The organism is Companilactobacillus nodensis DSM 19682 = JCM 14932 = NBRC 107160, from assembly GCF_000615905.1.
GTDB lineage: Bacteria > Bacillota > Bacilli > Lactobacillales > Lactobacillaceae > Companilactobacillus > Companilactobacillus nodensis.
In genome coordinates this window covers 48,985-72,341 of record NZ_BAMN01000010.1, presented here as the reverse complement: position 1 = coordinate 72,341, position 23,357 = coordinate 48,985, and the positions used below count along the sequence as shown (strand labels likewise).

22 protein-coding genes and 1 pseudogene are annotated in these 23,357 nt (G+C 35.6%); 18 read left to right on the top strand and 5 right to left on the bottom strand.

The annotated features are described in order from the left end of the window. The first annotated feature begins 10 nt into the window (after positions 1 to 10). The 10 genes and pseudogenes from JCM14932_RS08565 to JCM14932_RS08520 all read left to right on the top strand — a co-directional run bounded on the left by JCM14932_RS08565 (position 11) and on the right by JCM14932_RS08520 (position 10,558). Positions 11 to 1,321 (top strand): ABC transporter substrate-binding protein, encoded by a 1,311-nt coding sequence (locus JCM14932_RS08565; RefSeq protein WP_025024515.1) that lies wholly within the window; start codon positions 11 to 13, stop codon positions 1,319 to 1,321. A gap of 26 nt (positions 1,322 to 1,347) precedes the next feature. Continuing rightward, on the top strand, positions 1,348 to 2,208 hold the full coding sequence (locus JCM14932_RS08560; RefSeq protein ID WP_025024514.1) for a carbohydrate ABC transporter permease: 861 nt from the start codon (positions 1,348 to 1,350) through the stop codon (positions 2,206 to 2,208). Then, on the top strand, positions 2,208 to 3,020 hold the full coding sequence (locus tag JCM14932_RS08555; protein WP_025024513.1) for a carbohydrate ABC transporter permease: 813 nt from the start codon (positions 2,208 to 2,210) through the stop codon (positions 3,018 to 3,020). Before JCM14932_RS08560 ends, JCM14932_RS08555 begins: the two co-directional genes overlap by 1 nt. A 16-nt stretch (positions 3,021 to 3,036) precedes the next feature. Next, positions 3,037 to 3,693 (top strand): hypothetical protein, encoded by a 657-nt coding sequence (locus JCM14932_RS08550; RefSeq protein ID WP_025024512.1) that lies wholly within the window; start codon positions 3,037 to 3,039, stop codon positions 3,691 to 3,693. A gap of 87 nt (positions 3,694 to 3,780) precedes the next feature. Continuing rightward, complete coding sequence (locus JCM14932_RS08545) at positions 3,781 to 4,884, top strand: ABC transporter ATP-binding protein (RefSeq protein WP_025024511.1); 1,104 nt, start codon at positions 3,781 to 3,783, stop codon at positions 4,882 to 4,884. Positions 4,885 to 4,955: 71 nt separating this feature from the next. After that, a pseudogene (locus tag JCM14932_RS15060) lies at positions 4,956 to 7,197 on the top strand (glycoside hydrolase family 65 protein). Between the two features lie 75 nt (positions 7,198 to 7,272). Beyond that, entirely contained in the window at positions 7,273 to 7,959 is a 687-nt protein-coding gene (gene pgmB / locus JCM14932_RS08535; RefSeq protein ID WP_025024510.1) for a beta-phosphoglucomutase, read from the top strand. 16 nt (positions 7,960 to 7,975) lie between these two features. After that, the gene (locus JCM14932_RS08530) at positions 7,976 to 8,965 is read left to right on the top strand and encodes an aldose epimerase family protein (protein ID WP_025024509.1); all 990 of its coding nucleotides are present in this window, start codon (positions 7,976 to 7,978) and stop codon (positions 8,963 to 8,965) included. Positions 8,966 to 8,975: 10 nt separating this feature from the next. Beyond that, the gene (locus JCM14932_RS08525) at positions 8,976 to 9,359 is read left to right on the top strand and encodes a VOC family protein (protein ID WP_025024508.1); all 384 of its coding nucleotides are present in this window, start codon (positions 8,976 to 8,978) and stop codon (positions 9,357 to 9,359) included. A gap of 275 nt (positions 9,360 to 9,634) precedes the next feature. Then, positions 9,635 to 10,558, top strand: coding sequence for a hypothetical protein (locus JCM14932_RS08520; protein ID WP_025024507.1), 924 nt, complete (start codon positions 9,635 to 9,637; stop codon positions 10,556 to 10,558). A 73-nt stretch (positions 10,559 to 10,631) separates the two neighbouring features. On the opposite strand, the gene JCM14932_RS15975 is transcribed toward JCM14932_RS08520, so the two are convergent. Together JCM14932_RS15975 and JCM14932_RS08510 are read right to left on the bottom strand one after the other, a co-directional pair. Further along, positions 10,632 to 11,417 carry a hypothetical protein gene (locus JCM14932_RS15975; protein ID WP_155832101.1) on the bottom strand — a complete coding sequence of 262 codons (786 nt, stop codon included), beginning with the start codon at positions 11,415 to 11,417 and terminating at the stop codon, positions 10,632 to 10,634. Between the two features lie 273 nt (positions 11,418 to 11,690). Next, on the bottom strand, positions 11,691 to 13,751 hold the full coding sequence (locus JCM14932_RS08510; RefSeq protein WP_025024505.1) for an extracellular solute-binding protein: 2,061 nt from the start codon (positions 13,749 to 13,751) through the stop codon (positions 11,691 to 11,693). Positions 13,752 to 13,923: 172 nt separating this feature from the next. Here JCM14932_RS08510 and JCM14932_RS08505 point away from each other — a divergent pair, with 172 nt between their 5' ends. Genes JCM14932_RS08505 through JCM14932_RS08490 form a run of 4 tightly spaced genes read left to right on the top strand, consistent with a single transcriptional unit; the run spans position 13,924 to position 18,579 of the window. After that, positions 13,924 to 14,988 (top strand): extracellular solute-binding protein, encoded by a 1,065-nt coding sequence (locus tag JCM14932_RS08505; protein ID WP_025024504.1) that lies wholly within the window; start codon positions 13,924 to 13,926, stop codon positions 14,986 to 14,988. A gap of 13 nt (positions 14,989 to 15,001) precedes the next feature. After that, complete coding sequence (locus JCM14932_RS08500; protein WP_025024503.1) at positions 15,002 to 16,024, top strand: ABC transporter ATP-binding protein; 1,023 nt, start codon at positions 15,002 to 15,004, stop codon at positions 16,022 to 16,024. Next, positions 16,017 to 17,750, top strand: coding sequence for an ABC transporter permease (locus tag JCM14932_RS08495; RefSeq protein ID WP_051528101.1), 1,734 nt, complete (start codon positions 16,017 to 16,019; stop codon positions 17,748 to 17,750). The genes JCM14932_RS08500 and JCM14932_RS08495 overlap by 8 nt, the downstream gene beginning before the upstream one ends. Next, complete coding sequence (locus tag JCM14932_RS08490; protein ID WP_025024501.1) at positions 17,740 to 18,579, top strand: glycerophosphodiester phosphodiesterase family protein; 840 nt, start codon at positions 17,740 to 17,742, stop codon at positions 18,577 to 18,579. The genes JCM14932_RS08495 and JCM14932_RS08490 overlap by 11 nt, the downstream gene beginning before the upstream one ends. A gap of 85 nt (positions 18,580 to 18,664) precedes the next feature. On the opposite strand, the gene JCM14932_RS08485 is transcribed toward JCM14932_RS08490, so the two are convergent. Continuing rightward, the gene (locus JCM14932_RS08485) at positions 18,665 to 19,894 is read right to left on the bottom strand and encodes a M20/M25/M40 family metallo-hydrolase (protein WP_025024500.1); all 1,230 of its coding nucleotides are present in this window, start codon (positions 19,892 to 19,894) and stop codon (positions 18,665 to 18,667) included. 278 nt (positions 19,895 to 20,172) lie between these two features. Between JCM14932_RS08485 and JCM14932_RS08475 the strand changes: the two genes are divergently transcribed. Next, positions 20,173 to 20,883: a hypothetical protein gene (locus JCM14932_RS08475; RefSeq protein WP_025024498.1), complete on the top strand. Its 711-nt coding sequence runs from the start codon at positions 20,173 to 20,175 to the stop codon at positions 20,881 to 20,883. Between the two features lie 46 nt (positions 20,884 to 20,929). Here the strand turns inward: JCM14932_RS08475 and JCM14932_RS08470 are convergent, their stop codons facing one another. After that, a complete protein-coding gene (locus JCM14932_RS08470; RefSeq protein ID WP_025024497.1) occupies positions 20,930 to 21,112 on the bottom strand; it encodes a hypothetical protein in 183 nt (60 codons plus the stop codon). 157 nt (positions 21,113 to 21,269) lie between these two features. Between JCM14932_RS08470 and JCM14932_RS17455 the strand changes: the two genes are divergently transcribed. Continuing rightward, positions 21,270 to 21,398 (top strand): hypothetical protein, encoded by a 129-nt coding sequence (locus tag JCM14932_RS17455; RefSeq protein ID WP_268870366.1) that lies wholly within the window; start codon positions 21,270 to 21,272, stop codon positions 21,396 to 21,398. A 126-nt stretch (positions 21,399 to 21,524) separates the two neighbouring features. On the opposite strand, the gene JCM14932_RS08460 is transcribed toward JCM14932_RS17455, so the two are convergent. Beyond that, positions 21,525 to 22,034: a YbaK/EbsC family protein gene (locus JCM14932_RS08460; protein ID WP_025024496.1), complete on the bottom strand. Its 510-nt coding sequence runs from the start codon at positions 22,032 to 22,034 to the stop codon at positions 21,525 to 21,527. Positions 22,035 to 22,588: 554 nt separating this feature from the next. On the opposite strand from JCM14932_RS08460, the gene JCM14932_RS08455 reads away from it, so the two are divergent. Beyond that, entirely contained in the window at positions 22,589 to 22,768 is a 180-nt protein-coding gene (locus JCM14932_RS08455) for a hypothetical protein (RefSeq protein WP_034542918.1), read from the top strand. A gap of 120 nt (positions 22,769 to 22,888) precedes the next feature. Continuing rightward, entirely contained in the window at positions 22,889 to 23,296 is a 408-nt protein-coding gene (locus JCM14932_RS08450; protein WP_025024494.1) for a hypothetical protein, read from the top strand. The last annotated feature ends 61 nt before the right edge of the window (positions 23,297 to 23,357 follow it).

The following is a 23,357-nucleotide window of genomic DNA, read 5'->3' as shown; positions in this document are numbered from 1 at the left end:
GGTCAAGGTAATGAAAAAAGGTTTCTGGAAACGTTTCGGAAAACGTGTTGCCGTGGTTGCATTAGCAGCCGGAGCAACTTTTACATTAGCTGCATGTAGCAGTAGTGGTAGTTCATCATCTTCGGGTGGCAAAACTAAGATCACTATTCTACAAGGGAAGGTAGAGAATAATAAGCAATTCAAACAAATTGCTAAACAATACGAGAAGACACATAAGAATGTCACTATCGAAGTTACATCAATCGGTGGTGGTACAGACTATGATCCTGTCCTCAAGACAAGAATTTCTTCTGGTAACTCACCTACAATCTTTAGTTTGGCTGGTCCTGCCGATGTTAAGCAATTCAAGGCTTATGAAGCTGATCTATCAAACACAAAGACTGCTAAGGCCGCACAACCTGGCGTATTGAGTGCTGTTAAGTCAGACGGTAAGACCGTTGGACTACCATTCAACGTTGAAGGTTATGGATTTGTTTATAACAAGAAGGTCTTTGAAAAGGCTGGAATCGATCCACAAAGTCTAACAACTGTTGATAAATTGCAAGCTGCAGTTCAACAATTGGATGCACAAAAGGATCAATTAGGCATCAAAGGTGTCTTCGCATTACCTGGTAAAGAAGCATGGATTATGTCAGATCACTTGCTAAACCTTTACTTAGCACAAGATTACAATGGTAACGCTCAAACACTTTACAAGTCAAAGAGTATGAAGTTCTCAAAGAACGCTGATATGAAGACAATGCTTGATTTACAAAAGAAGTATTCAATCAAACCAGTAATGCAAATGGACTATTCAGCACAAGTTAACCAATACTTCTCACAAGGTAAGACAGCTATGATTCAACAAGGTGACTGGATCTATCCTACAGTTGAAGGTATTGACAAGACATTCGCACAAAACGATATTGGTATGATTCCTATTCCTGTACCTGGTGAAGAAGGCAAATTACCAGTCGGAACATCACTATACTGGGCTGTTAACAAACGTAAAGATGCTAAAGAACAAAAGGCTGCTAAAGACTTCTTAGACTGGTTATACACATCTAAAGAAGGTAAGAAAGCCGTTGTTAATAAGCTTCACTATGTACCAGCATACAAAGGTTACGATAATTTGAAGATGTCAGATCCATTAACATCAGTAGTTTATGATTACGAACAAAAGGGTCAAACAACTGGATGGGCATTCCCTGGTTACACAGGTACTGCTTGGGATCCAGACGTTGCACAACCTAACTTGCAAAAGTACTTATCTGGCAAACAAAGCTGGGATAAGACAGTCAAGAACATGACAGATGGCTGGGCAAAACAACAGAACAAATAGTTTGACAAAAGAGGGCATTGAATATGATGAAAAATAGAAGTCTTTCATTCTGGCTATTCTTAACGCCAACCCTCGTTGCGTTAGCTTTGGTTGTATTCATTCCGGTACTTGAAGGATTATTCTATTCATTTACCAACTGGGATGGTCTTACTTATACCAAAATGGTAGGATTTCAAAATTACATTCAATTGTTCCACGATAAGGCGTTTATTAACGCCTTTTGGTTTACAGTGGGCTTTGTTATTGTAACTGTCATCTTACTAAACGTAATTGGTTTAGGGTTAGCATTATTAGTAACACAAAAATTCAAGGGAAGTAATTTCCTACGTACCGTATTCTTCATGCCAAATATGATTGGTGGTTTGATCCTAGGATTTATTTGGCAATTCATTTTCACACAAGGCTTTTCAGCTTTAGGAAATGCCTTGCATATGAGCTGGCTACAAAATTGGCTCACTAATGAGACAACTGGTTTTTGGGGATTAGTTATTGTTACTGTATGGCAAATGGCTGGTTATATTATGATCATCTATATTGCATACCTACAAAACATTCCTAACGAAGTTATCGAAGCAGCTGAAATTGATGGTGCATCAGCTTGGCAACGTTTCACCAAAATCACGTTCCCTATGATCGCACCAGCATTCACAGTTTGCATGTTCTTAACTCTTTCAAACGGATTCAAGATTTATGACCAAAACCTTTCATTGACGAATGGTGGACCATACCATTCAACACAAATGTTGGCTATGGATATTGTTAATACAGCTTACAACTCAAGTAACTTCGCCTTATCAGAAGCTAAGGCTATGATCTTCTTCGTTATTGTTGCTGCAATTTCATTATTACAAGTCTTGTACAACCGTAAGAGGGAGGTGGATCTATAATGAGCAAAAAAAGTAAGTCCGTATTAGGTATTTTTGGAATCTTACTAGGTATTATCTGGTTATTCCCATTTTACTTAATCGTTACCAACTCATTTAAGACACCTAAGGGGATTTTCGCCTCAGTCCTTTCACTTCCAGTGCATAGTACAACTGATAACTACGTTAATTCTTTCAAAGCTCTAGATTTTATGGCTTCATTGACTCACTCATTGATCATTACTGTAGCAGCAGTTCTCATCATTATCTTGGGAGCCGCAATGGGTGCTTATGCACTTCAAAGAAACAAATCTAAATTGAGTGGCGGATTACTATTGCTGTTTATCTCAGCTATGTTGATCCCATTCCAATCAGTTATGATTCCTTTGACTGCTAACTTCGGTAGTGTTCACTTCCTAAATATGTGGGGACTTGTCATTATGTACTTAGGATTCCAAAGCAGTTTGTCAATTTTCTTATACCAAGGTACTTTATCTAGTATTCCACTAGCAATGGATGAAGCCGCTGAAATGGAAGGGGCAAGCCGTTGGCAAATATTCTACAAAGTTATTTTCCCAATGCTTAGTCCTATGACCGTTACAGTCGCTATCTTGAATATCATTGCTATCTGGAACGACTACCTATTACCATCATTGGTATTACCACAAACTCAATACACAATTCCGCTACAAATGTTTAATTTCTTCGGTCAATACACAAAGCAATGGCATTTGGCTCTAGCCGGAATTACAATTTCAATCTTACCTGTAATCATCTTCTATCTAATTGCACAAAAGTGGATTATCAAAGGTGTTACAGATGGTGCTGTTAAGTAATTAAGGAGGGACAACCGTGATTAATTTAAACTCGAAAAATGGTCGAAAATTAATGGCCGCCGGAAATTGGATCTGGTCTTTGTTTACGATTAATGTTTCATTCTTTTTGATTAATTTCTCGGTTATCTTAACTGCGATTATTCTTTCTAACTTACCTATGTCGACAATTTACTACGTCGTGACCTTCATAATGTGGCTGATGCTTTCATTATTCACGATACCTGGATTGACTGCTAGTTTTGCGGCTGTACAGGATTGGCAAATTAACGGCAGTGGCAGTTTCTTCAAATATTTCTTTAAAAAATGGTTTGAACTATTAATAGATTACAAGATGAACTTTGGTTTTGGAGCGATAGGTGTTGCGTTGATCGTGCTTAACAAGGTTTTGGCCGGCAATACGCAATGGCATACAGTGGTTCTAACATTTACTTTTGTTTATTTGATGGCATTGGTAGCTGCGACTTTTCAGTCAGCGACTGATTTCAGCAATAATACATTGACCTTGTTAGTATCTAAGCCGTTTCCAATTATAGTTTCCGTAATTGTTTTCTTAGTTCTTATTCTGATAAATTTTGTCTTACAATTAGCTTTTTTAAGTGTTATATGTAGTATTTCTTTAGCTACTTATCTTTCTTATCGTTTATTAGGTGGCAAGATAGAAAAAAATGATTGACTTTGGGTGTGGAGGACACATCTAGATTGATTAATGAGTTAGCTCGTTAGTTAACTGGAAGTCAAAAAAATAAAAGGAGCGTTAAAAATGGTAGAAATTAATTTAGATCACATTTATAAACGCTATCAAGGCAATACTGACTATTCAGTTAGTGATTTCAACCTAGACATTAAAGATGGTGAGTTTATTGTCTTCGTTGGACCTTCCGGATGTGGTAAATCCACCACATTGCGTATGATAGCTGGTTTGGAGGATATAACTGACGGTGATTTCAAGATGGAAGGAAAGGTAATGAACAAAGTTGCCCCTAAAGATCGTGATATCGCTATGGTATTCCAGAACTATGCTCTATATCCTCATATGACCGTCTTTGACAACATGGCCTTTGGACTGAACATTCGTAAAAATGATAAAGCTGATACGAAGAAGCGTGTTGAGAACGCTGCTAAGATCCTAGGCTTAACAGATTATCTCAAACGTAAACCGGGTGCCCTCTCCGGTGGTCAAAGACAACGTGTTGCCTTAGGACGTGCTATCGTTCGTGATGCTAAGTTATTCTTGCTTGATGAACCACTATCAAATTTGGATGCTAAGTTGAGAGTTCAAATGCGTACGGAAATTGCTCAATTGCACCAAAGATTAGGACGTAACTTCATTTATGTTACTCACGATCAGGTTGAAGCTATGACAATGGCCGACCGTATCGTAATCATGAATGATGGTAAGATCCAACAAGTTGGTTCACCATACGATCTATACAACAAACCTGTAAACAAATTCGTTGCTGGATTCATTGGATCACCTGCTATGAACTTCTTCGATGTAACTCTAGCAGATGGCAGAATCACTAATGATGAAGGTATTAACCTCGCTGTTCCTGAAGGTCAATATAAGATCTTGAAGGACAAGGGTTATGAAGGTAAGAAACTAACATTTGGTATTCGTCCTGAAGATATTCACGCTGAAGAAGTAGCAATGCAAGCCTTCCCTGATGCAACTATCAATGCTAAAGTTCAAGTATCTGAATTATTGGGTTCAGAATCAATGTTGTACTCAAAACTCGGGGATACAGACTTTATCGCAAAGGTAAATTCACGTGATTATCACGAACCAGGTGCCGAAGTAAAAATGGCTATTGAAATGACAAAAGCTCATTACTTCGATGATGATACAGAAGCAACAATTCTTTAGAGGATTTTAGAAAGGTAATTGGGTATTTTATTTACCTAATTACCTTTTTTATTTTTAGGAGGCGTAGATTAATGAAGCGGATATTTGAAGTTGACCCCTGGAATATCGTCACACATAAGCTAGACATAGATGACAAGCGTCTACAAGAAAGTATGACGAGTCTAGGTAATGGCTACATGGGGATGCGTGGCAACTTTGAAGAAGACTACACAGGCGACAGCTTCCAGGAACGTACTTAGCTGGGGTATGGTATCCCGATAAGACACGTGTTGGTTGGTGGAAGAATGGCTATCCCAAGTATTTTGGAAAAGTCATCAATGCGGTCAACTTTATAAAGATCAATTTTTTGATCAATGGCTCAAAATTAGATTTGGGCACAGATCAAATCAGTGATTTCAAATTAGATTTGAATATGAAAAACGCAGTTTTAACTAGATCATTTGTTGTAACAAAAGGTGATGCCAAAGTTGAGTTCAAGTTTGAGAGATTCTTGAGTGTGGCTCAAAAGGAACTATCAGTTCAAAAAGTCAGCTTTAAGAATTTGTCAGATAAGAGCGTTGAAGTTAAGGCTATCTCTGCTTTGGATTCCAATGTTAAGAATGAAGATGCTAACTATGATGAGCACTTCTGGAATGTCTTAGATATCGATGAGAATAGCTTGGTCGCCGAGACTAAACCTAATGACTTCGGAACACCAAGATTTACTTCCGGTATGGAAATGTGTCACGTTACGGTCATGGAAAAAGTTGATTCGACTGTAACTGATTCTGAAACGAGTGAGACTTTCAAAATCAACCTTGAATCAGATGAAGTCGCAATTCTTGAAAAGCGTGTGATCGTGGTCACTTCACGTGATTATGATTCTACTGAAGCTTTGACAGATGCCATGAGCAAGCTTGCTAATGATGTAACAACACAATCTTATGATGAATTGCTGACATCACATGAGAATATCTGGGCTGAACGTTGGAACAAGTCTGACGTTAAGATCCAAGGCGACGATGAGCACAACAAGGCATGCGCTTTAACTTGTTTGGATTATTCACGACTTATTATGGTGAAGATGCTCGTTTGAACATCGGTCCTAAAGGCTTTACTGGTGAGAAATACGGCGGGGCCACATATTGGGATACTGAAGCTTTCTGTGTACCGGTTTATCTGGGTATCACTAAGCCTGAGGTTACTCGTAACTTGTTGATGTACAGATACAAGCAATTGGATGGTGCCTTCGTCAACGCCAAGCAACAAGGACTCAAGGGTGCATTGTTCCCAATGGTAACGTTCAATGGTATCGAATGTCACAACGAGTGGGAGATCACCTTCGAAGAGATTCATCGTAACGGTGATATTGCTTTTGCAATTTATAATTACACTCGATATACAGGTGACAAGTCATTCGTTCTCAATGAAGGTAGTGAGATCTTAACTGAGATCAGTCGTTTCTGGGCTGACCGTGTGCACTTCAGTAAGCGTAACAATCAGTATATGATTCATGGTGTTACCGGGCCTGATGAGTATGAGAACAACGTTGATAATAATTGGGATACTAATTTGTTAGCACGTTGGACTCTAGAATATACTCTCAAGATTTTGAAGGAAGTATCAGCTGATCAAGCTAAGAAGTTGAAGGTTACGGAAGCGGAACGTGCTAAGTGGCAAGACATCGTAGACAAAATGTACATGCCATATGATCAAGGATTGAATATCTTTGTTCAGCATGATGGATTCTTAGACAAGGATCTCGAGCCAGTTAGTTCAATTCCAAAGGATCAGTTGCCGATCAATCAACATTGGTCATGGGACAAGATCCTACGCTCGCCTTACATTAAGCAGGGTGACGTGCTTCAAGGTATCTGGGACTTCATTGAAGATTTCACACCTGAAGAGAAGAAGGCTAACTTTGATTTTTATGAACCATTAACGGTTCATGAGTCAAGTCTTTCACCTGCAATTCATTCTGTACTAGCAGCCGATCTTCATTATGAAGATAAAGCAGTTGAATTATACGAAAGAACCGCTAGACTGGACTTAGATAACTATAATAATGATACCGCCGATGGCTTGCATATCACTGCGATGACTGGTGGCTGGTTGGCAATGGTTCAAGGCTTTGCCGGCATGAGAGTACATGCTGATGGAGTGCTGAGCTATAAGCCGTTCTTGCCAAAGAAATGGGACAGTTATTCATTTAGACAAGTCTTCAGAGGTCGAGTTATCGAAGTAAGTGTTGATAAGAATGGTTCTGACATTACCTTGATCTCAGGTGATCCACTTGATATCGAAGTTAATGGCAAACCAGTTACACTTAACTAGTTACAAACAAAATTAAATTGAGGGCTGAGACAATTATTTGTCTTGGTCTTTTTTTATAAAATGGGAGTGTATATGATGGTTAAATTTGAACAAATTAAAGGATTCGTCTTCGATCTAGATGGCGTTATCGCTGATACATCAATTTATCATGGTAAAGCATGGCATCAATTAGCTGATGAATTAGGGGTTACTTGGACTGAACAATTAGGTAACGATCTAAAAGGTGTTAGTCGGATGGACTCACTTGAGTTGATCTTAAAGACTGGTGGAAAAGAGAATGACTATACACTAGAAGAAAAAGAAAAATACGCTGCTGAAAAGAATACCAATTATTTGAACTTACTTAAGGATATGGATCAAAGTGCTATCTTGCCAGGCATGGCAGACTTCATTAGAAGTCTTGAGGAACATGACTACAAGTTGTCACTTGCTTCAGCTTCTAAGAATTCACCATTAGTTCTTGAACAATTAGGTCTAGCACAATACTTCAAGAATCGTATCGATCCTTCAACTTTGAAACATGGTAAGCCTGATCCAGAAATCTTCGCTCGTGGTGCTGAAGTATTAGGCTTGAAACCTGAAGAATGTATCGGACTTGAAGATGCATCGGCCGGAGTTAAGTCGATCAATGGTGCTGGTGAATTGTCAGTTGGTATTGGTGATCCAGAAATTTTACATGAAGCAGATATTAACTTCACTGATACATCACAAGTTACATTGGACAATATTAAAAAAGCCATGGACGTAATGGAAATGAGCTAACTTTGGAGTGTTGGGGATGCCAGTAACTAGAACTAAGTTTGGTCAAGTTGATGGTGAGGATGTCTACAAATACACGATTGAAAATTCTAACAAAACTAGAATCAGTGTTCTGACATATGCAGCGGCTTGGCAGAACTTTGAAGTATACGAAGATGGTGAATATCATTCGTTAATTTCACATTTTGATGATTTACAGAGTTACATTGAGATGCCATTCCAAGTTGGCAAGACGGTCGGACGCGTAGCTGGTCGCATTGGCAAAGCTAGATTTATGATCAATGGCAAGACATATCAGTTAACACCGAATAATCAAACCAATTTGATGCACGGTGGAGACGATGGAATTCAGACGAAGAACTTTATTGGATCAGCTGATGGGAAGCACAATTCTGTTTCACTAGCTTTGATCGTTAAGTCAAGCGATGATGGCTTTCCTGGAAACATCGACTTACTGATAACTTATTCGTTGAGTGAGGATGATGAAGTCAGTATTACATATACTGCAGTTAGTGATGCAGATACGTTATTCAATCCAACTTGTCACGTTTATTTCAATCTGGATGAGCCGTCTATTATGGATGAAACATTGCAGATTGCTTCGGATAGTTATTTAGATGTAGACGATGAAAAGGTTCCCACAGGTTCTTTAATTTCTGTAGATAAAGCGTTTGATTTTAGAAAAGGACAAATTATTGAAAACGCTTTATGTAATTTGGAAAAACAAAATGGTAAACTAGAATTCGATGATACATTTGTGACATATGGTGATCGGGTGGCTACACTATCTTCTGATAAGCGAGTAGTAGATTTCTATTCTGATCGTAATGGATTAGTTATTTTTACAGCTAATCCAACTGGTGTGGAAGTTCCAGGTCAATACAGTAGCGTAGCCATGGAGTTACAGATGTTGCCGGATGCCATCAATCATACTAATTTTGGAAATATCATTTTGAGGAAGAATCAAAAAACTTCCTATACTAATAAATATCAGTATAGGAAGTTGTAGGGGGACTTTTATGAAAATTGAGCATGTAGGTTTATTTGTTAGAGATATTGAAAAAGTAGTTAAATTCTATGAAACATATTTTGAAGCCAAATCATCAGAGAAATATCACAATCCAGTATCGACCTTTTCGTCACGATTTTTGAATTTTCCTGATGGTGCACGTTTGGAAGTATGTAGCAGGGATGATTTGAACCCGCATCATATTAATGGTTTTCCTTTGGGATATATGCACATAGCATTTTCACTTGGCTCAGAAGAAGCGGTTGATACATTGACTGCCAAAATTGAAGCTGACGGTTATCGTCACCTGAGTGGTCCACGGACTACTGGTGACGGATATTACGAGAGTGTTGTCTGTGATCCTGAGGGTAATCAGATTGAATTGACAGTATAAAAAGAGCGTGACAAAACACGTTTAGCTTCTGAGTATAACCTAAAAAATTCTCGTATTTACATAGTAAATGCGAGAATTTTTGTAGTTAAACGGAGGAAGTTGCGTTTTGCTGCGCGTTTCTATTTTATACGAATAATAATTTTGCTTTTTGAACATAAAATAGAAAATAATTAGAATTATTTATGATCATTGTAAACACCCCAGTAGCTCTGATACGATAAAAGTGGACCATCGTTGATTGTATGAAGTTACTAAATAAATACTGGGGGACTATCGTGAAAAAATCTATCTTAGCAATAACCATGGCATTAATCGGATGTACTTTGACAAGTGTTAATATTACCAAGGCTTCTGAGAAGACATATACATTTGAAGCTGCCGAAACAATATTTATGAAGAGTGATTCTCCTGAAGTTGCCGTTCATAAAATGGAAAATGGGAAAATTATCAAAACAAATGACAAAGCAGATATCTACGATGCCAAAGGTACACCTAAACTTTGGCGTGCTAATTCAGTAAACGTTAACGGCAAAGACTGGTGGCAAGTTTCTGAGAACGAGTATTTTAATACTAAGGGTTCAGAAAAGCTTGATAAGAGTAATATAGCTGACTCATCAGAAAATGGAATTAAATATGCAAATTACACACCGGACCTGCCTAACTATGATGGTAAAGATATTGTCTTCATTGCGGCAGACCCAAAGTCAGATAATATGACAATTGATTTGTACAAAGATGTCAACGGTAAGTTAGTTAATACAGGTAAGAGCGTCAATGCTGCTAAGGGCTTTTCTGCACAATATTGGAAAGCCAACAAAGTAAACGTTAATGGTCAAGATTGTTGGCAAGTGGGAGAAAACTTATATTTTAATTCACCACAAGTTAAAAAATTAGATTTAGTACATAATGATACTTCAGAAATCACAAATTATGGAAATTATTCTGACGGCGATACAAAGTCTGAAGTTGTTAATGAAATTTTCTTATTCAACGGTAAAGGTGACTACGTACCAGTTATGGAACTTCAGAATGACGGATCATTTACTAAAATAGATAATCGTGAATTGAAGAGCAACACTAATTGGAAGATAGACAAAATCAGAAATTATAACAGCAAAATCTATGCTCGTGTTGCTACAAATGAGTGGATTGATGTCACTGATTATGCTGTTCAAAACCAGAAGAATTATATAAATTGAGATTCATCTTTTTGTCGACGTTCTAAGATTTATAGCATGCTGTATTATTTTTTGATAAACATGGTTTTTAATTTCAGGATAAGATATGGCTAAAAATATATAATTTCTTTTTTTCCGCATAATTTTTTTTAAGATTATCTTTCCATAACTGATAACTAAAATTTTTTTCAGTTTGATGGAAATATGGAATAAATTTGAAATGTTGCTCACCTTGAACTTCAATAATTATTTTGTAATCTGTCAATTCAAAATCGTAAGGTAACTGATAATGTGTAATTGTATTAATACATTTTAGTGTTTTCATTTGTGTGATAAAGTTAATGTTTCTGTTTTTTAAGTATTCACCAATAATTATTTCTCCGGAAGACGTTGATGTAGGACAATTATGTGTAAAATTACCATTTTTGAATTCATCAAATAAACATATAAAATCTTGCTTACATTTTAAACATTGTATAAAAACTTTTGGTTTAGTATAAGTACCATATACCGCCATTAATTTGTACTTTTGATTATATGATTTATTGAATTCGGTTTTTAAATATGGGAATGAATCTATGTCATGTTCACTTTTATTTAGTGGTTTGTTATCGTTCTGTCGATCCTTTGATATTTCCCGTAGTTGTTTACGATAATTCATACGTTCTTTGTGACTTTTTTGAGGTATGAAAGTCCAAAAATCATAAGGATGTTGTGATATCCATGCTAAAACAACTTTGGGTTCGTAAGAATGAACAATGTACTTTGTTATGTAATCTAATTGATACTGAGTTAATTCATTGTATTTAGATTTTATAATCAGTCTAGCTTTTCCTCTTATAAGCGAGCAAGAGCCACATAATTGTCCTTTCTTTTTCATGGGCTTGCCACATATGGTACATAATTTGGTAACATTATATGTTCTCTGCTTTTTCACTTTTTTCTTTTTCTTATTGTTAACCATTTTTCCGCCTAATAATGAATATTCTACTTAATCATAATCTAGTATACATTTACAATTCAAATTTGTTATTGCAATGTCATTGTATATAACTGTGAGTACTTTCGTTACAGGTACAGCAACAGTAACTTCAAATTCTAATTCAAGATTCATTCTTGAATCAGAATTGTTCATTTCGTTAACAGCATTTTTTTATTCTGTACGAATCAAATTGGAAGAATGCTGAATCAAACTATTATTGATGTTGATCAATACACTAGTCGCATCGAGATTACTTGTTATTCCATTATGAATTTGTTCGCCAAGTAATTTTTCAAATAATAGTGTATTGATAGGTTTATCTGAACTCACTTTAGTTTTTCTAATTCCAGTATTGTAGAGATCGATTGAGCTTGAAAGAAATGGAAATTGTTCGTAAATTTCGCGTTCAAAGAATAAGTCAGTTGCAGGAACATCCCCACCCATGAGGGCTATTTCATGTTGAATCTGATATTGGTATAGCCATTGTAGGAATAGGATGGCAGTGGATTTATGACTTGAACTTTTGTTGATACCAAATACGCCACCACCTAGTGCAGGAGTATTACCAGGAATAGGAGCAATTCCATAATTTTCTTTATCAATGTTGTTAAGATGATTTGTGAATCCAACTACTAACGCTGTTTGTCTATTGTTGAAGGCGTCAGTTTCAGAATCCCACCATGATTTGGATTCAATCTTGCTTCGAGTTCTCAGTGATTGGTACATATTATAAGTTTTAATGAATATTTCGGAACTGAAACTGAAGATTCCAGCATCATATTCTATTTTGCCCCCCAGTGAATAATAGTATGGCAGGAATTCTGATGCAATTAGGGTACTTGTACTTTCAATCAAGGAGATGGGATAATAATTCTCTTTTTCAGGAAGATCCAATCCGTCCAAGAATTCGGCAAAGTCGATGAGTTCTTGATATGTTGATGGTGGCAATAACTCTTTACTAAATTTTTCAGCAAATTGCTTTTGTAAGATAGCATTATTAAATATATCTTTTTGAAACAGCATCATTTGAACACTTGGATCCAACGGGATTGAGTAAGGTATTTTGTCGATGTAAATATATTTGTTCCAGTTGTTCATTTTTGAAATTATTGGATCAAGTTCAGTGAATTGATCTAATGGTTGAAATATTTGTTTTCCATACCAATTGAAATCACTTATATCTAATCTAATAAGGTCATATTTTTTTAAATTATTACTTGATAGTATTTCGCGAATCTTGTCGAACTTTTCGGTGAAAAGATTAATCTTAACTTGATATTTGTTAGTAAAGTCCGCCAATAGTCCGCCCAGTATTTTTGAAAAGGGTGTTTCAAGCATGAGTAAATTCAATTCAGATTTTTGTTCTGGAGTAGTAAAGAGTGTGTAATCAACTTGATAAATATTTAAGGCGTTCGATTCTTTTTGTTCAAGTGAGTCAACGAACTCTAAAGCAATTTTATTCGCTGAATAATGGAAAATTGTTTTGGTTTGATTCCTTTGGAATGAAACGATGTTTTTTGAAGTCAATAGAATTATCTTCGTTGTATTATTGTGTGAAGTCTCCAGCATTGTTTCAATTCGATTAGCTAGTTTGTCACTGAAAACAATAATGAATTCATTATTTCCAGATTCTAGTTCTTGATAAATGGTACGCATATTATTTGAAATGGTTTTTAAATTTTTAAAATACTTATAAAATCCAAATGACATTTCATCTCTAACGACGACAGATTTTTTGTCGTCGATTTTTTTTGTTATTTGTGAGAGATCGATTTTTAGTGTTTTAGATCTCGGAGTCAGGACTACCAAATTACTTGAATCGTCAAGCCAGGATTTTAGATCTTTTGTAGAAGCAATTGGATTGATTACGAATATTCCACGGCAGTTTTGCTGATTGATCTGTCGGTAACATTCACGTTCTTCTTGCGCATTTGAATTAGTTTCATACAATTTCAAAGTTAAGTTTTTAAGTATCAATTCATGATAAATATTCGAATATAACGCACTAGTTTGCTCGTTTAAACGAGGAATAACTAGTGCGACAATGGTTGAATCTTTTTGGCGAATGGATAGGGCATTGGTGTTACGAACATAGTTAAGTTGTTTAGCGGTTTCCTCAACTTTTCTAATTGTTTCAATTCTAACGTTGCCTCTTTTATTCAAGACATTTGAAACAGTTCCAATACTGACTTGAGCTTTTTTGGCGATATCACTGATAGTAGCGTTACTCATATTGACCTCCCAAAAGGTTAGTGTGATAGGATTTGTTGCAATCTTTACACAATCTTTACAATAAAGTTGTTGAAGACTGTGAGAATTTCCATATAATGATTATATCATCAATAATTGAAACGTTTCAATTTAAGATGAAAAAATATTGAAACATTATAAGGGAGAACGGACCATGAAGAACATTTTTAAAATATTCTTTGTTTCTGCACTATTTTTAGGTATTTTAGCTGGATGTGGGGCAAACAAATCCAACCAAAATACAAGTAAATCTGCATCTAAGAACGAGAAGGTAGTTGTATATTCCAATGCAGTTAGTAATGGGCGTGGGGATTTCTTAAAAAAAGAAGCTGAGAAGAAGGGCTTTAAAATAGAAATTGTAGATTTAGGTGGTAATGATCTATTCAATCGTTTGATTGCTGAAAAAGATGCACCAGTTGCCGATGTAACTTTTGGTATGAATCAAATGATGTTTTCAACACTTAAGAAAAAAGACATGCTTGCCACCTATACACCTAAATGGATCGACAAAGTCGATAAGAAATTAGTTGATAAGGATGCAAAATTCTCACCATTGTCAGAAGCACGTGTATTCATGATTTATAACTCTGATAAGATCAAGAAAAACAAAGCTGTTAAAGAGTGGAAAGATTTATATACAAACAATGATTTGAAGGGTAAATACCTCGTACCGGCTAATTTAGGTGGGGCAACTTCAAATGCCGTTGTATTCTCACAACTGCTTAACTTCAAGGATAAGAGCGGTAAGATGGGTATTTCAAATGAAGGATGGAAGAATATTGATAAGTTCTTTAAGAATGGAACTGTTTTAACTGAAGGACAAACGGAAGCATCAGAATTAGCCAATGGTGATGTAGATTATGCATATACTTTCTTGAGTAATGTTCCAGCAATTGAAGATAAGTTAGGCGTTAAATTGGGAGTAGTTAATCCTCCATACGGAGTGCCACAGACGGTTGAACAAGTTGGTATTTTAAAGAAGAAACATGTAAGTGTAAGTACTAAGAAATTTGTCGACTGGCTAGGAACTGCTGAATTCCAAGGTAAATGGGCTAAGAAGTTTGGTCTGTCACCAGTTAATAGGGATGCACAATCATCAATCGATCCACGTATTAGAGAAATTATGAAAGAAACAACTCCACAAGATATAGATTACAACTTCGTCAATAATCATTTATCTAAGTGGGACGAAAATATTGAATTGAATATTTTGAAATAGGAGTAACACTTTAATGATTACGTTTAAAAATATTCAAGTTAAATATGATAACTTTGTGGCGATACCTGATTTGACTTTTGATGTTAAAGAAGGAGAATTCTTTACTCTATTAGGTCCTTCAGGTTGTGGTAAGACAACGACTCTACGAGCATTAGCTGGTTTCTTAAAAACTAGTGGTGGTGTCATTTCGATTGATAATAAAGATATAACCGATGTATCGGTACATGAAAGACAAGTTGGTATGGTCTTTCAAAGTTATGCTTTATTTCCAAGCATGACAGCATTTGAAAATATTGCTTTTGGTCTAAAAGTTGAAAAAAAGTCTAAAGACTATATTAAAGAAAGAGTTGCTGAATTGGCGCAAATGGTTGAATTGACTGATGAGCAGTTGGCAAAGAATGTCTCAAATATGTCTGGTGGACAGCAGCAACGTGTGGCGATTGCCCGTGCTTTAGCAAAGAAACCTAAGATTTTGGTGATGGATGAGCCATTGTCTAATCTGGATGCAAAGTTGAGAAAGTCTTTGCGCAAGGATATTCGTAATTTCCAACGTAAATACGGTATTACTATGGTATATGTCACGCATGATCAAGAAGAGGCTTTGATGTTATCAGATCGAATTGCGGTATTTAATCGAGGCAAGCTTGATCAAATTGGCACTCCAGATGAAATATATAATCATTCAAAAACAGAATTCGTTTGTAAATTCATTGGTGATGCCAATTATTTGTCGGTCAGAGATATGGGATCAATTGGTTTGAATACTAATCGTTTTGATAACTCGAACAAATTTTATATTCGACCAGAAAAAATATATTTATCTAAAGAAAAACGTGGATTGATCATTGGTAAAATCATTTCCAAAGAATTCTATGGCATGTATGCATACTACAAGATTGATGTTAATGGAGTAGAATTTCAATCATTTCAAAGTGAAAATAATGCCGATGATTTAGCGGTTGGGGATGATGTTTCAGTATTTATTAATTTCGATGATATCTTAAGCTATTCAGATGAGGTCAAGTCAGATGATTAGATTAAAACGTCTCAATATTGGTACTTTAATTCTTATGGTAGTGTTTCTCTGGTTCATGGTTTCTTTTGTGATTGTGCCTAATTTAGAGTTAATTAAGTCAGTGTTTTTCTCAAATGATGGGATATCGATTGAAAAGTTGAAATCTATAATAAATTCCAAGCGTGCTATGCAAGGAGTTAAAAATTCTTTTCTACTAGCTATAACTCTTCCTATTACTACAACAATAATTGGAATTATGGAAGTTTTATTCCTAGAATATTATGACATTCAAGGTAGAGGCTTTCTTAAAGTGGCTTATATGATTCCACTAGTATTTGGTGGAATTATGTTAGCAAATGGATATTTATTTACATATGGATCAAGAGGATTTGTTACAACTATTTTATTGACAGTGTTTCCACATATGAATCCAGCTTGGTTCAGAGGGTTTGGTGCAGTGCTATTCTTAATGTCATTTGCATGTACATCTACTTATATTATTTTCTTTAGGAATGCATTTAAGAATATCGATTATCAAACAATTGAAGCAGCTAGAGGATTAGGTTCATCTGACTTCAAGATCCTTTTAAAAGTTGTCTTTCCAACTTTAAAACCAATCTTTTTGACTTGTACGATTCTGTTATTTCAAACAGGATTAATGGCAATGGCAGCACCACTAATGATTGGTGGAAGGGATTTTGAAACAATAAGTCCATTGATTCTAACCTTTACTCAGCGACCATCATCAAGAATATTAGCTGCAGTTCTATCGCTATTCTTGGGTTTAATGCAATTGGTATTGTTGTATATAATTCAAAGAAATGAGAGAAAAGGTAACTTTCTCTCAATCTCAAAGGTTAAAACAACTATTAAGCGTGTCTCTATTAGTAGCAAGCCTCTGAATTTCTTATCACATTTAATCGCATATGCATTCGCATTTATCAATACTGTTCCATTGTTAGTTGTATTAATATTTTCGTTTACAGACTATAAAACAATTTCATCGAGACACATTAATCTGAAGAGTTTTAGTTTAGAAAATTATCGATTGATCCTGACTAGCGATACTGCTTACAGACCGTTCGTAACTAGTGTCATGTATGCCACTGCTGCATCGATAATTGTTGTTCTAGTAATGATGGTAATTGCACGTTTTATTGTTAAAAATAAAAATAAATTTTCGACTATCTTAGAGATGCTGATTCATATTCCGTGGGTATTTCCGGGGTTGATGTTTGCCTTGGGGTTAGTCATTACATATTCACATCCTCAGAAGATTGTATTTAATAATGTTCTTACTGGTTCTCTGGTAATTATGTTGATTGCATATGTAGTTGTGTTGATGCCGAATACTTTTAGATTTTTAAAAGCGTCTTATTTTGGGGTAGATCAATCGCTTGAGGATGCTGCAAGGATTCTAGGAGCAAAGCCGCTGTATTCATATATAAAAATTGTCTTGCCAATTATCTTGCCAACAGCACTCGCTATGCTTGCAATTAACTTCAATAGTAAGCTGAGTGATTATGATCTATCAGTTTTCTTATATAATCCGATTGCTAAACCGGTAGGTGTTGTTATCAGAAGTAATTCTAATTCTGAAGCTGGGATTGAAGGACTAGCTTTGAACTTTGTATATTCAGTATTTTTAATGGCAATTAACTCATTAGTATTCTTTTTTGTTTATGCTGATGGGAAAAATACAATCAAGAATCTATTTAATAGCAGAAAGATAAAAAATGAAAGTTAATACTAATAAATTCAAGCAGAAGTTAAAAGATAATAAATTTTTGATTTTGGTACACCGTGGATCCCATGGTGGAAATATTATTGAGAATACCAGTGATGCAGTCAAAGTTTCTATTTTGCAACATGCTGATATGGTTGAAGCTGATATTTCAATGTCGACTGATGGAGATTTCTTCATTTTTCATGACGGCGGTGAAAAGCGTTTACTGGATGAATCAAGAAATATTAATTCATTATCAACTGAAGAAATTCAGTCCAAAAGGTATCGCAATGCACTTGGTGAAATAATAAATAAACAAGTAGAATCATTTGCTTATTTTTACAACCATATTGATCATGACGTGTTCTTAAATATTGATAGATCATGGAATTACTGGGATACATTTTTACCAGAACTAGATAAATACACTGATATGCACGAGTATTTTGTATTGAAGTCACCGGTAAAGCGAGAGTATTTGGAGAAATTAAATAATCATTCTATTCAATATCAATATTTTCCAATAGTTTCTAATTTAAAAGAATTAGAGATCATCAATGATTATCCTAATATTAATATTGTGGGATTTGAAATTCTTGAAGATACTGATAACTTTGAGTTTATACAGTCCAAAGAGTTTGTCGAATACTATAAGAACGATTATATGTTCTTGATTGACAGTATTAAGTTAAATGACAAGACAGATTTGTTCGGTGGACTGGATGATAATATGGCATTATTGACGGGCACTGATCAGAGCTGGGATAAGATTCTAAGATTTAATGTCAATGCTATTCAAACTGATTGGCCAGATATATTAAATGAATATCGTGAAAATCTAAATAGTTAATGTTACAAAAAAAGTGAATTCTATGCTAAATAATTTAGTATAGAGTTCACTTTTTTGTTTGATTAATTATAAGTCAATTTTTATATTATGCAAAAAACTTTTGAGCAATCATCTTGTAAATATCAATAAATTTCAAGTAGTCATCTTCGAAGACAAATTCGTTGATTTGATGAGCACTCTCGTTACCAGGTCCGGCAACGATAACTTCAAGATCATGGTTGGCTTCAACAAATTGTGAAGCGTCAGTACCACCGGGTGCACCGACGGCAACAGCATCTTGTGTCCAAACTTCTTTGAATGCATCACGTGCCATTTGTAGGAAGCTGGAATCCAAGTCGGTTTTAACAGGCCAATTGCTGCTTTCAACTTTCAACTCAAGGTTCATTCTTGGATCGGCGTCATTCATACCTTTAATCAGTTCATTCAATTCTTCAATGATTTGGTCATTATTGTATTCAGGGATTGTTCTGATCTTAACGGTCATTTCTGCGTAGTCCGGAATAGTATTTTCTTGATCACCAGATTTGAAGACAGTAACTGATGGTTTAGTTTTGCCAAGAACATCATCGTCAGCATTCGTTAATTTGGCGAAGTATTCATTTTGCTTATTATAATAGGTAACTAAGTTATCAAGTGCGTTGATCCCAACTTCTGGCATTGAGCTGTGGGCAGCTTTACCGCGAGAAATAACTTGATATGTAACTGAACCCTTGTGGGCGCTAAAGATTGAGTGACGGCCGTATTGTGATGGGTTAGGTTGTGTGATACGAATCAATCCGCTGGCAGCCAATTTGTCAGTTACTAATTTAGAAGTAGAATTACTTGGTTCACCAACGATCAGAGCCTTCAAGTCATTAGCGTATCCAGCATCTGACAATTGCTTAGCGCCTAATTCACCGATTTCTTCACCAACAGTGGCGATGAATTTGATGTTACCTTTGAATGATTCATCTTCGTTTAGTTCGATGAGGGCGATAGCCATTCCAGCCAATCCGCCTTTCATATCTGAAGTTCCACGTCCGAAGATTTTGCCGTCGATGTGTTTTGGTTTGAATGATGAGTCATAATTCCATTTGCTTTCGTCAACTGGTGCTACAACATCTTCATGTCCAGTGAAACCAAGGACAGGTCCGTTACCTTTTTTGATTGTTGCAATCAAATTATAACGACCTTCATCGTACTTAACCATTTCAGTTTCTATGTTGTGCTTGTCGAATAGTTCCTTCAAGTAGTCAGCAACTAACTTTTCATTGCCGTTTACAGTTTTTAATTTGATCAGATCATCTAAAATCTCTAATCTTTCAGATTTTTCCATGTCTAGTCCTCCGATAGCTTTTTATGTATAATACAAGATAGTTCAACAGTTCTATTTTAGTAGTTTTCATGACAAAATAGTAATAAAAGAGGATTAAATATTGAATTTATTGATGAAGATCGACAGATACTTAGGTATATTTCTGTTGGTGGTTGCTATATTAGGGTTTATCTTCAGCTGGTTCACGACAAATTATTTGTGGTCTGCGGCTGGAGCAGGTATATTATTAATTGTCATCTCGTTTACATCAGACAAAAAAGATCCTAAGGAGAGAACTCATGGACGACAATAAGAATGTTACTTTTGAAGATTATTTAATGACTAATTCGGTGCATTTTGCCAACAGTTACGGTACTTTGATTGAATGGGTCGAAAAAATTCAAGTAGCAGTTCAAACAGAATTGAATTTGATCGACGATTTTGAGGATAGGGCAGAACTATCGTCATATCAATCAATTTCAGATGATTGTACACAGATCATCTATGACTTAAGTTATGAGTTAGCACGCTTCAATAGTAATGTGACGAAGAAGAGTATCAGTGCCATTGCTTTGGAACAAACAATTCTTTTCCAATCAGATAATGATGAAGATGGGGTTAAGGAAGAATTCGATTCATACAAGAAGGCACATGTTAATGCGTATGATTCATTCTTGGACTTGATTGAAATTCTAGATAAGTTGGCTGACCGTTATCCATGGGTTACATATGGTGATCTAGAGAGTAGTTACAAGTTTGACTTGATGGATGCCTTTTTAATGGTGGGGCAATTTTACTTCATGGGAATGAATGAGTATAGCGAGAAAGATTCAGAATCATACATTGCTATGATTCGCCCAATGATCGAACAATTAGACTTAGCGGATGAGATCAATGGGGATGTTTCTGAATTTGAAACTACTTATATCACTGATGCAGAAGATTCAATCACTGAAGGAATCGACCGTTTAGCCGCTGATCAAGCTGGTGTACCTTACGTTCAGGAATAAAAATTAAAAAGCTGTCAATCGCAATGATTGACAGCTTTTGTGTTTGTTAGTTTACTTTTTTGCGACCCTCAGGTGTATATTGATTTGCTTTGTGTCTGCGATATAGGTAGTAGATACCACCAACTATAGCAGCGACAACGATAAGTGGAATAGCAACGTGAATGATCAAGAAGCCAACAACCACGATAATCAGAATCCATTTTAAGATATTTAAAAATGTATCGGCCAATTAAATTCTCCTTTTTTAATTTGTGACTATATAATCTTACTTATATCGAGTAATGTCAAGATTTATGAAAAAAAGGTTGACTATCTGATAATATCCTAGTATAGTAACATCTATCGCTACCTCTTAGATATACGGAACACAAAGGAGGCTGAATAATATGACATATAGAATCTTATTAGATTTAGATAATCAATTATTCACAGCAGTTGACGTTAATAATAGTAATCACTTTGGCAATGGTACAACCATTGAAAAAGCTATCGCAAACCTAAAACAAGCTGCTTAATTATAGAATAGAAAAAGGACTGAAGCGTCTCGGCTTCGGTCCTTTTTTTGTGCTGTGGGTCTATCAACACTAGTTAAAATGCGCTTATGTAGATAATGCTCAGGAGCTGCCGTCTATCAACGCGCTCTAGTTTTCAGGTTCATCAACTGCAAACTCACCGAATGTAGCATTAACTGCTTGTGCTAAGTCATGTGGTTCAACTAAGATGGATTGACCAATTTTACCAGCTGAAACAATGATTTTGTCAGCTTTATCAGCTTCAGTATCGAAGTAGATAGGGTAGTTGTGTAGTGAGTGAATCCCGACCGGACTATTTGCGCCGTGTTCAAAGCCACTAGTTTTGACAAGGTCCTTTAATGGAACCATACCAATTTTCTTGTTGCCGGATAATTTGGCTAGCATCTTGTAACTGATATGTTTGTTTAGGGCAACCATTCCGACCAATGGACCAGTTTTGTTTCCTGTGAGGACAAGTGTCTTGTAGATCTTGTAGCCATCTTTTTCACTACCGTCATTGACTAGTTCTTGTGTATCTCCTTCAGCCTGAGTAGGGAAGGTCATTGGTTCGTATGAAACTTTTTCCTTATCCAAGATTTTTTCGACTAATGTTTTTTGAAGCTTTTTCTTTTTTCCCATATATATCACCTTAATTGCAAATTCTTACTTCTACTATCATAACAAACTAAGATAAATTTTAAAGTGTGCTGAATTGGGAGTGTTTATATGCCGTCTCCAGAACTGATAACATTTGCTTGCTATGCGGACCGGATTGAGCCTTGTTAAGTTCTACAAGTCTATGTATGAGCTAAAGCTCTAACACAACTTTCATAGCAGGCAAATAACTCAGTTCTTCCGACTAGATTGTTGTATTTTGATAAAAATAATTGTATGAGCGCTTTATTTGCCGTTTAAACTGAGATTAGTCGGAGGGACTTAGAATAATCTCCGGCTATGAAAGTGGCGTTATGGCTTTAGCCATTACACCACCAGACGAGTTTTAAGACTTACGAACCATGTAAGTCTTAAAATCGAGACACGAGACCGGTCCACAGGCTCGGGTCGGTCTGCATAGCAGGTGATTATGTCTAGTCCTGGAGACGGAAAACTTTTAGTAAATTAAATATTTTTAAGTTAAAATAATAAATACTTGTTATATAATAGTTACCGTTGTAATAGAAGGAGCGATGATCATGAGTTTTTTTAGACGCAAGCAAACTAATGACCCAGCTAATAATGATTTCAGCAAGATCTCTCAAGAAATCAAAAATAGCCCAGAAAAACTGTCAGAAGCACAAAAATTGTTTAAGAATAATGAATCTTTAAGACAACCAGCAACTGATTTTGAAAGAAAAGAATCTAAGAAAGACTGAAAGAATGCCATTTTGATTTGGCATTCTTTTTTTTACATTTTAATGATTAGTTTTAAATTATGCTTTGCATAATTAATAATTTATGGTATATTATAAAAAAATAAATATTGAGGTGAAGGAATGATGAAATTCATTAGTGCAGAGAGAACACACGTATTGGAAACAAATGTATTCGTAGAGAGGTTTTTGACATATCGTGATGTGTTCGTAGAATATTTCAAGACAATGAACTTGATTGAAAGAGGCGAGGCTTTGACATATGAAAATTATTCCCGCCTAGCTGACAATTATGTTTATAATATTAAGAATTTTATTAAACTAGGTAATTCATATATTTCCAAATACAATTTGGAAGATTCGAAAATGTATGACAGTTTGAATAATTACTTTGTCGCTTTGATTGACGCTCTCAACTATTTGGACTACGAAAACAATGTTGTAAACAAGCTCCAAGTTGCTAGAGCCAGATCAGTGATTCGTGATCGCGAAATGGACTTCATGAACGAAGTTCATTCATATATTAGATAAAGACGAGAGAAACGTCTTTTTTTTATGTCCAATTTCTAGTAATCTTAGAGATATTGAGACG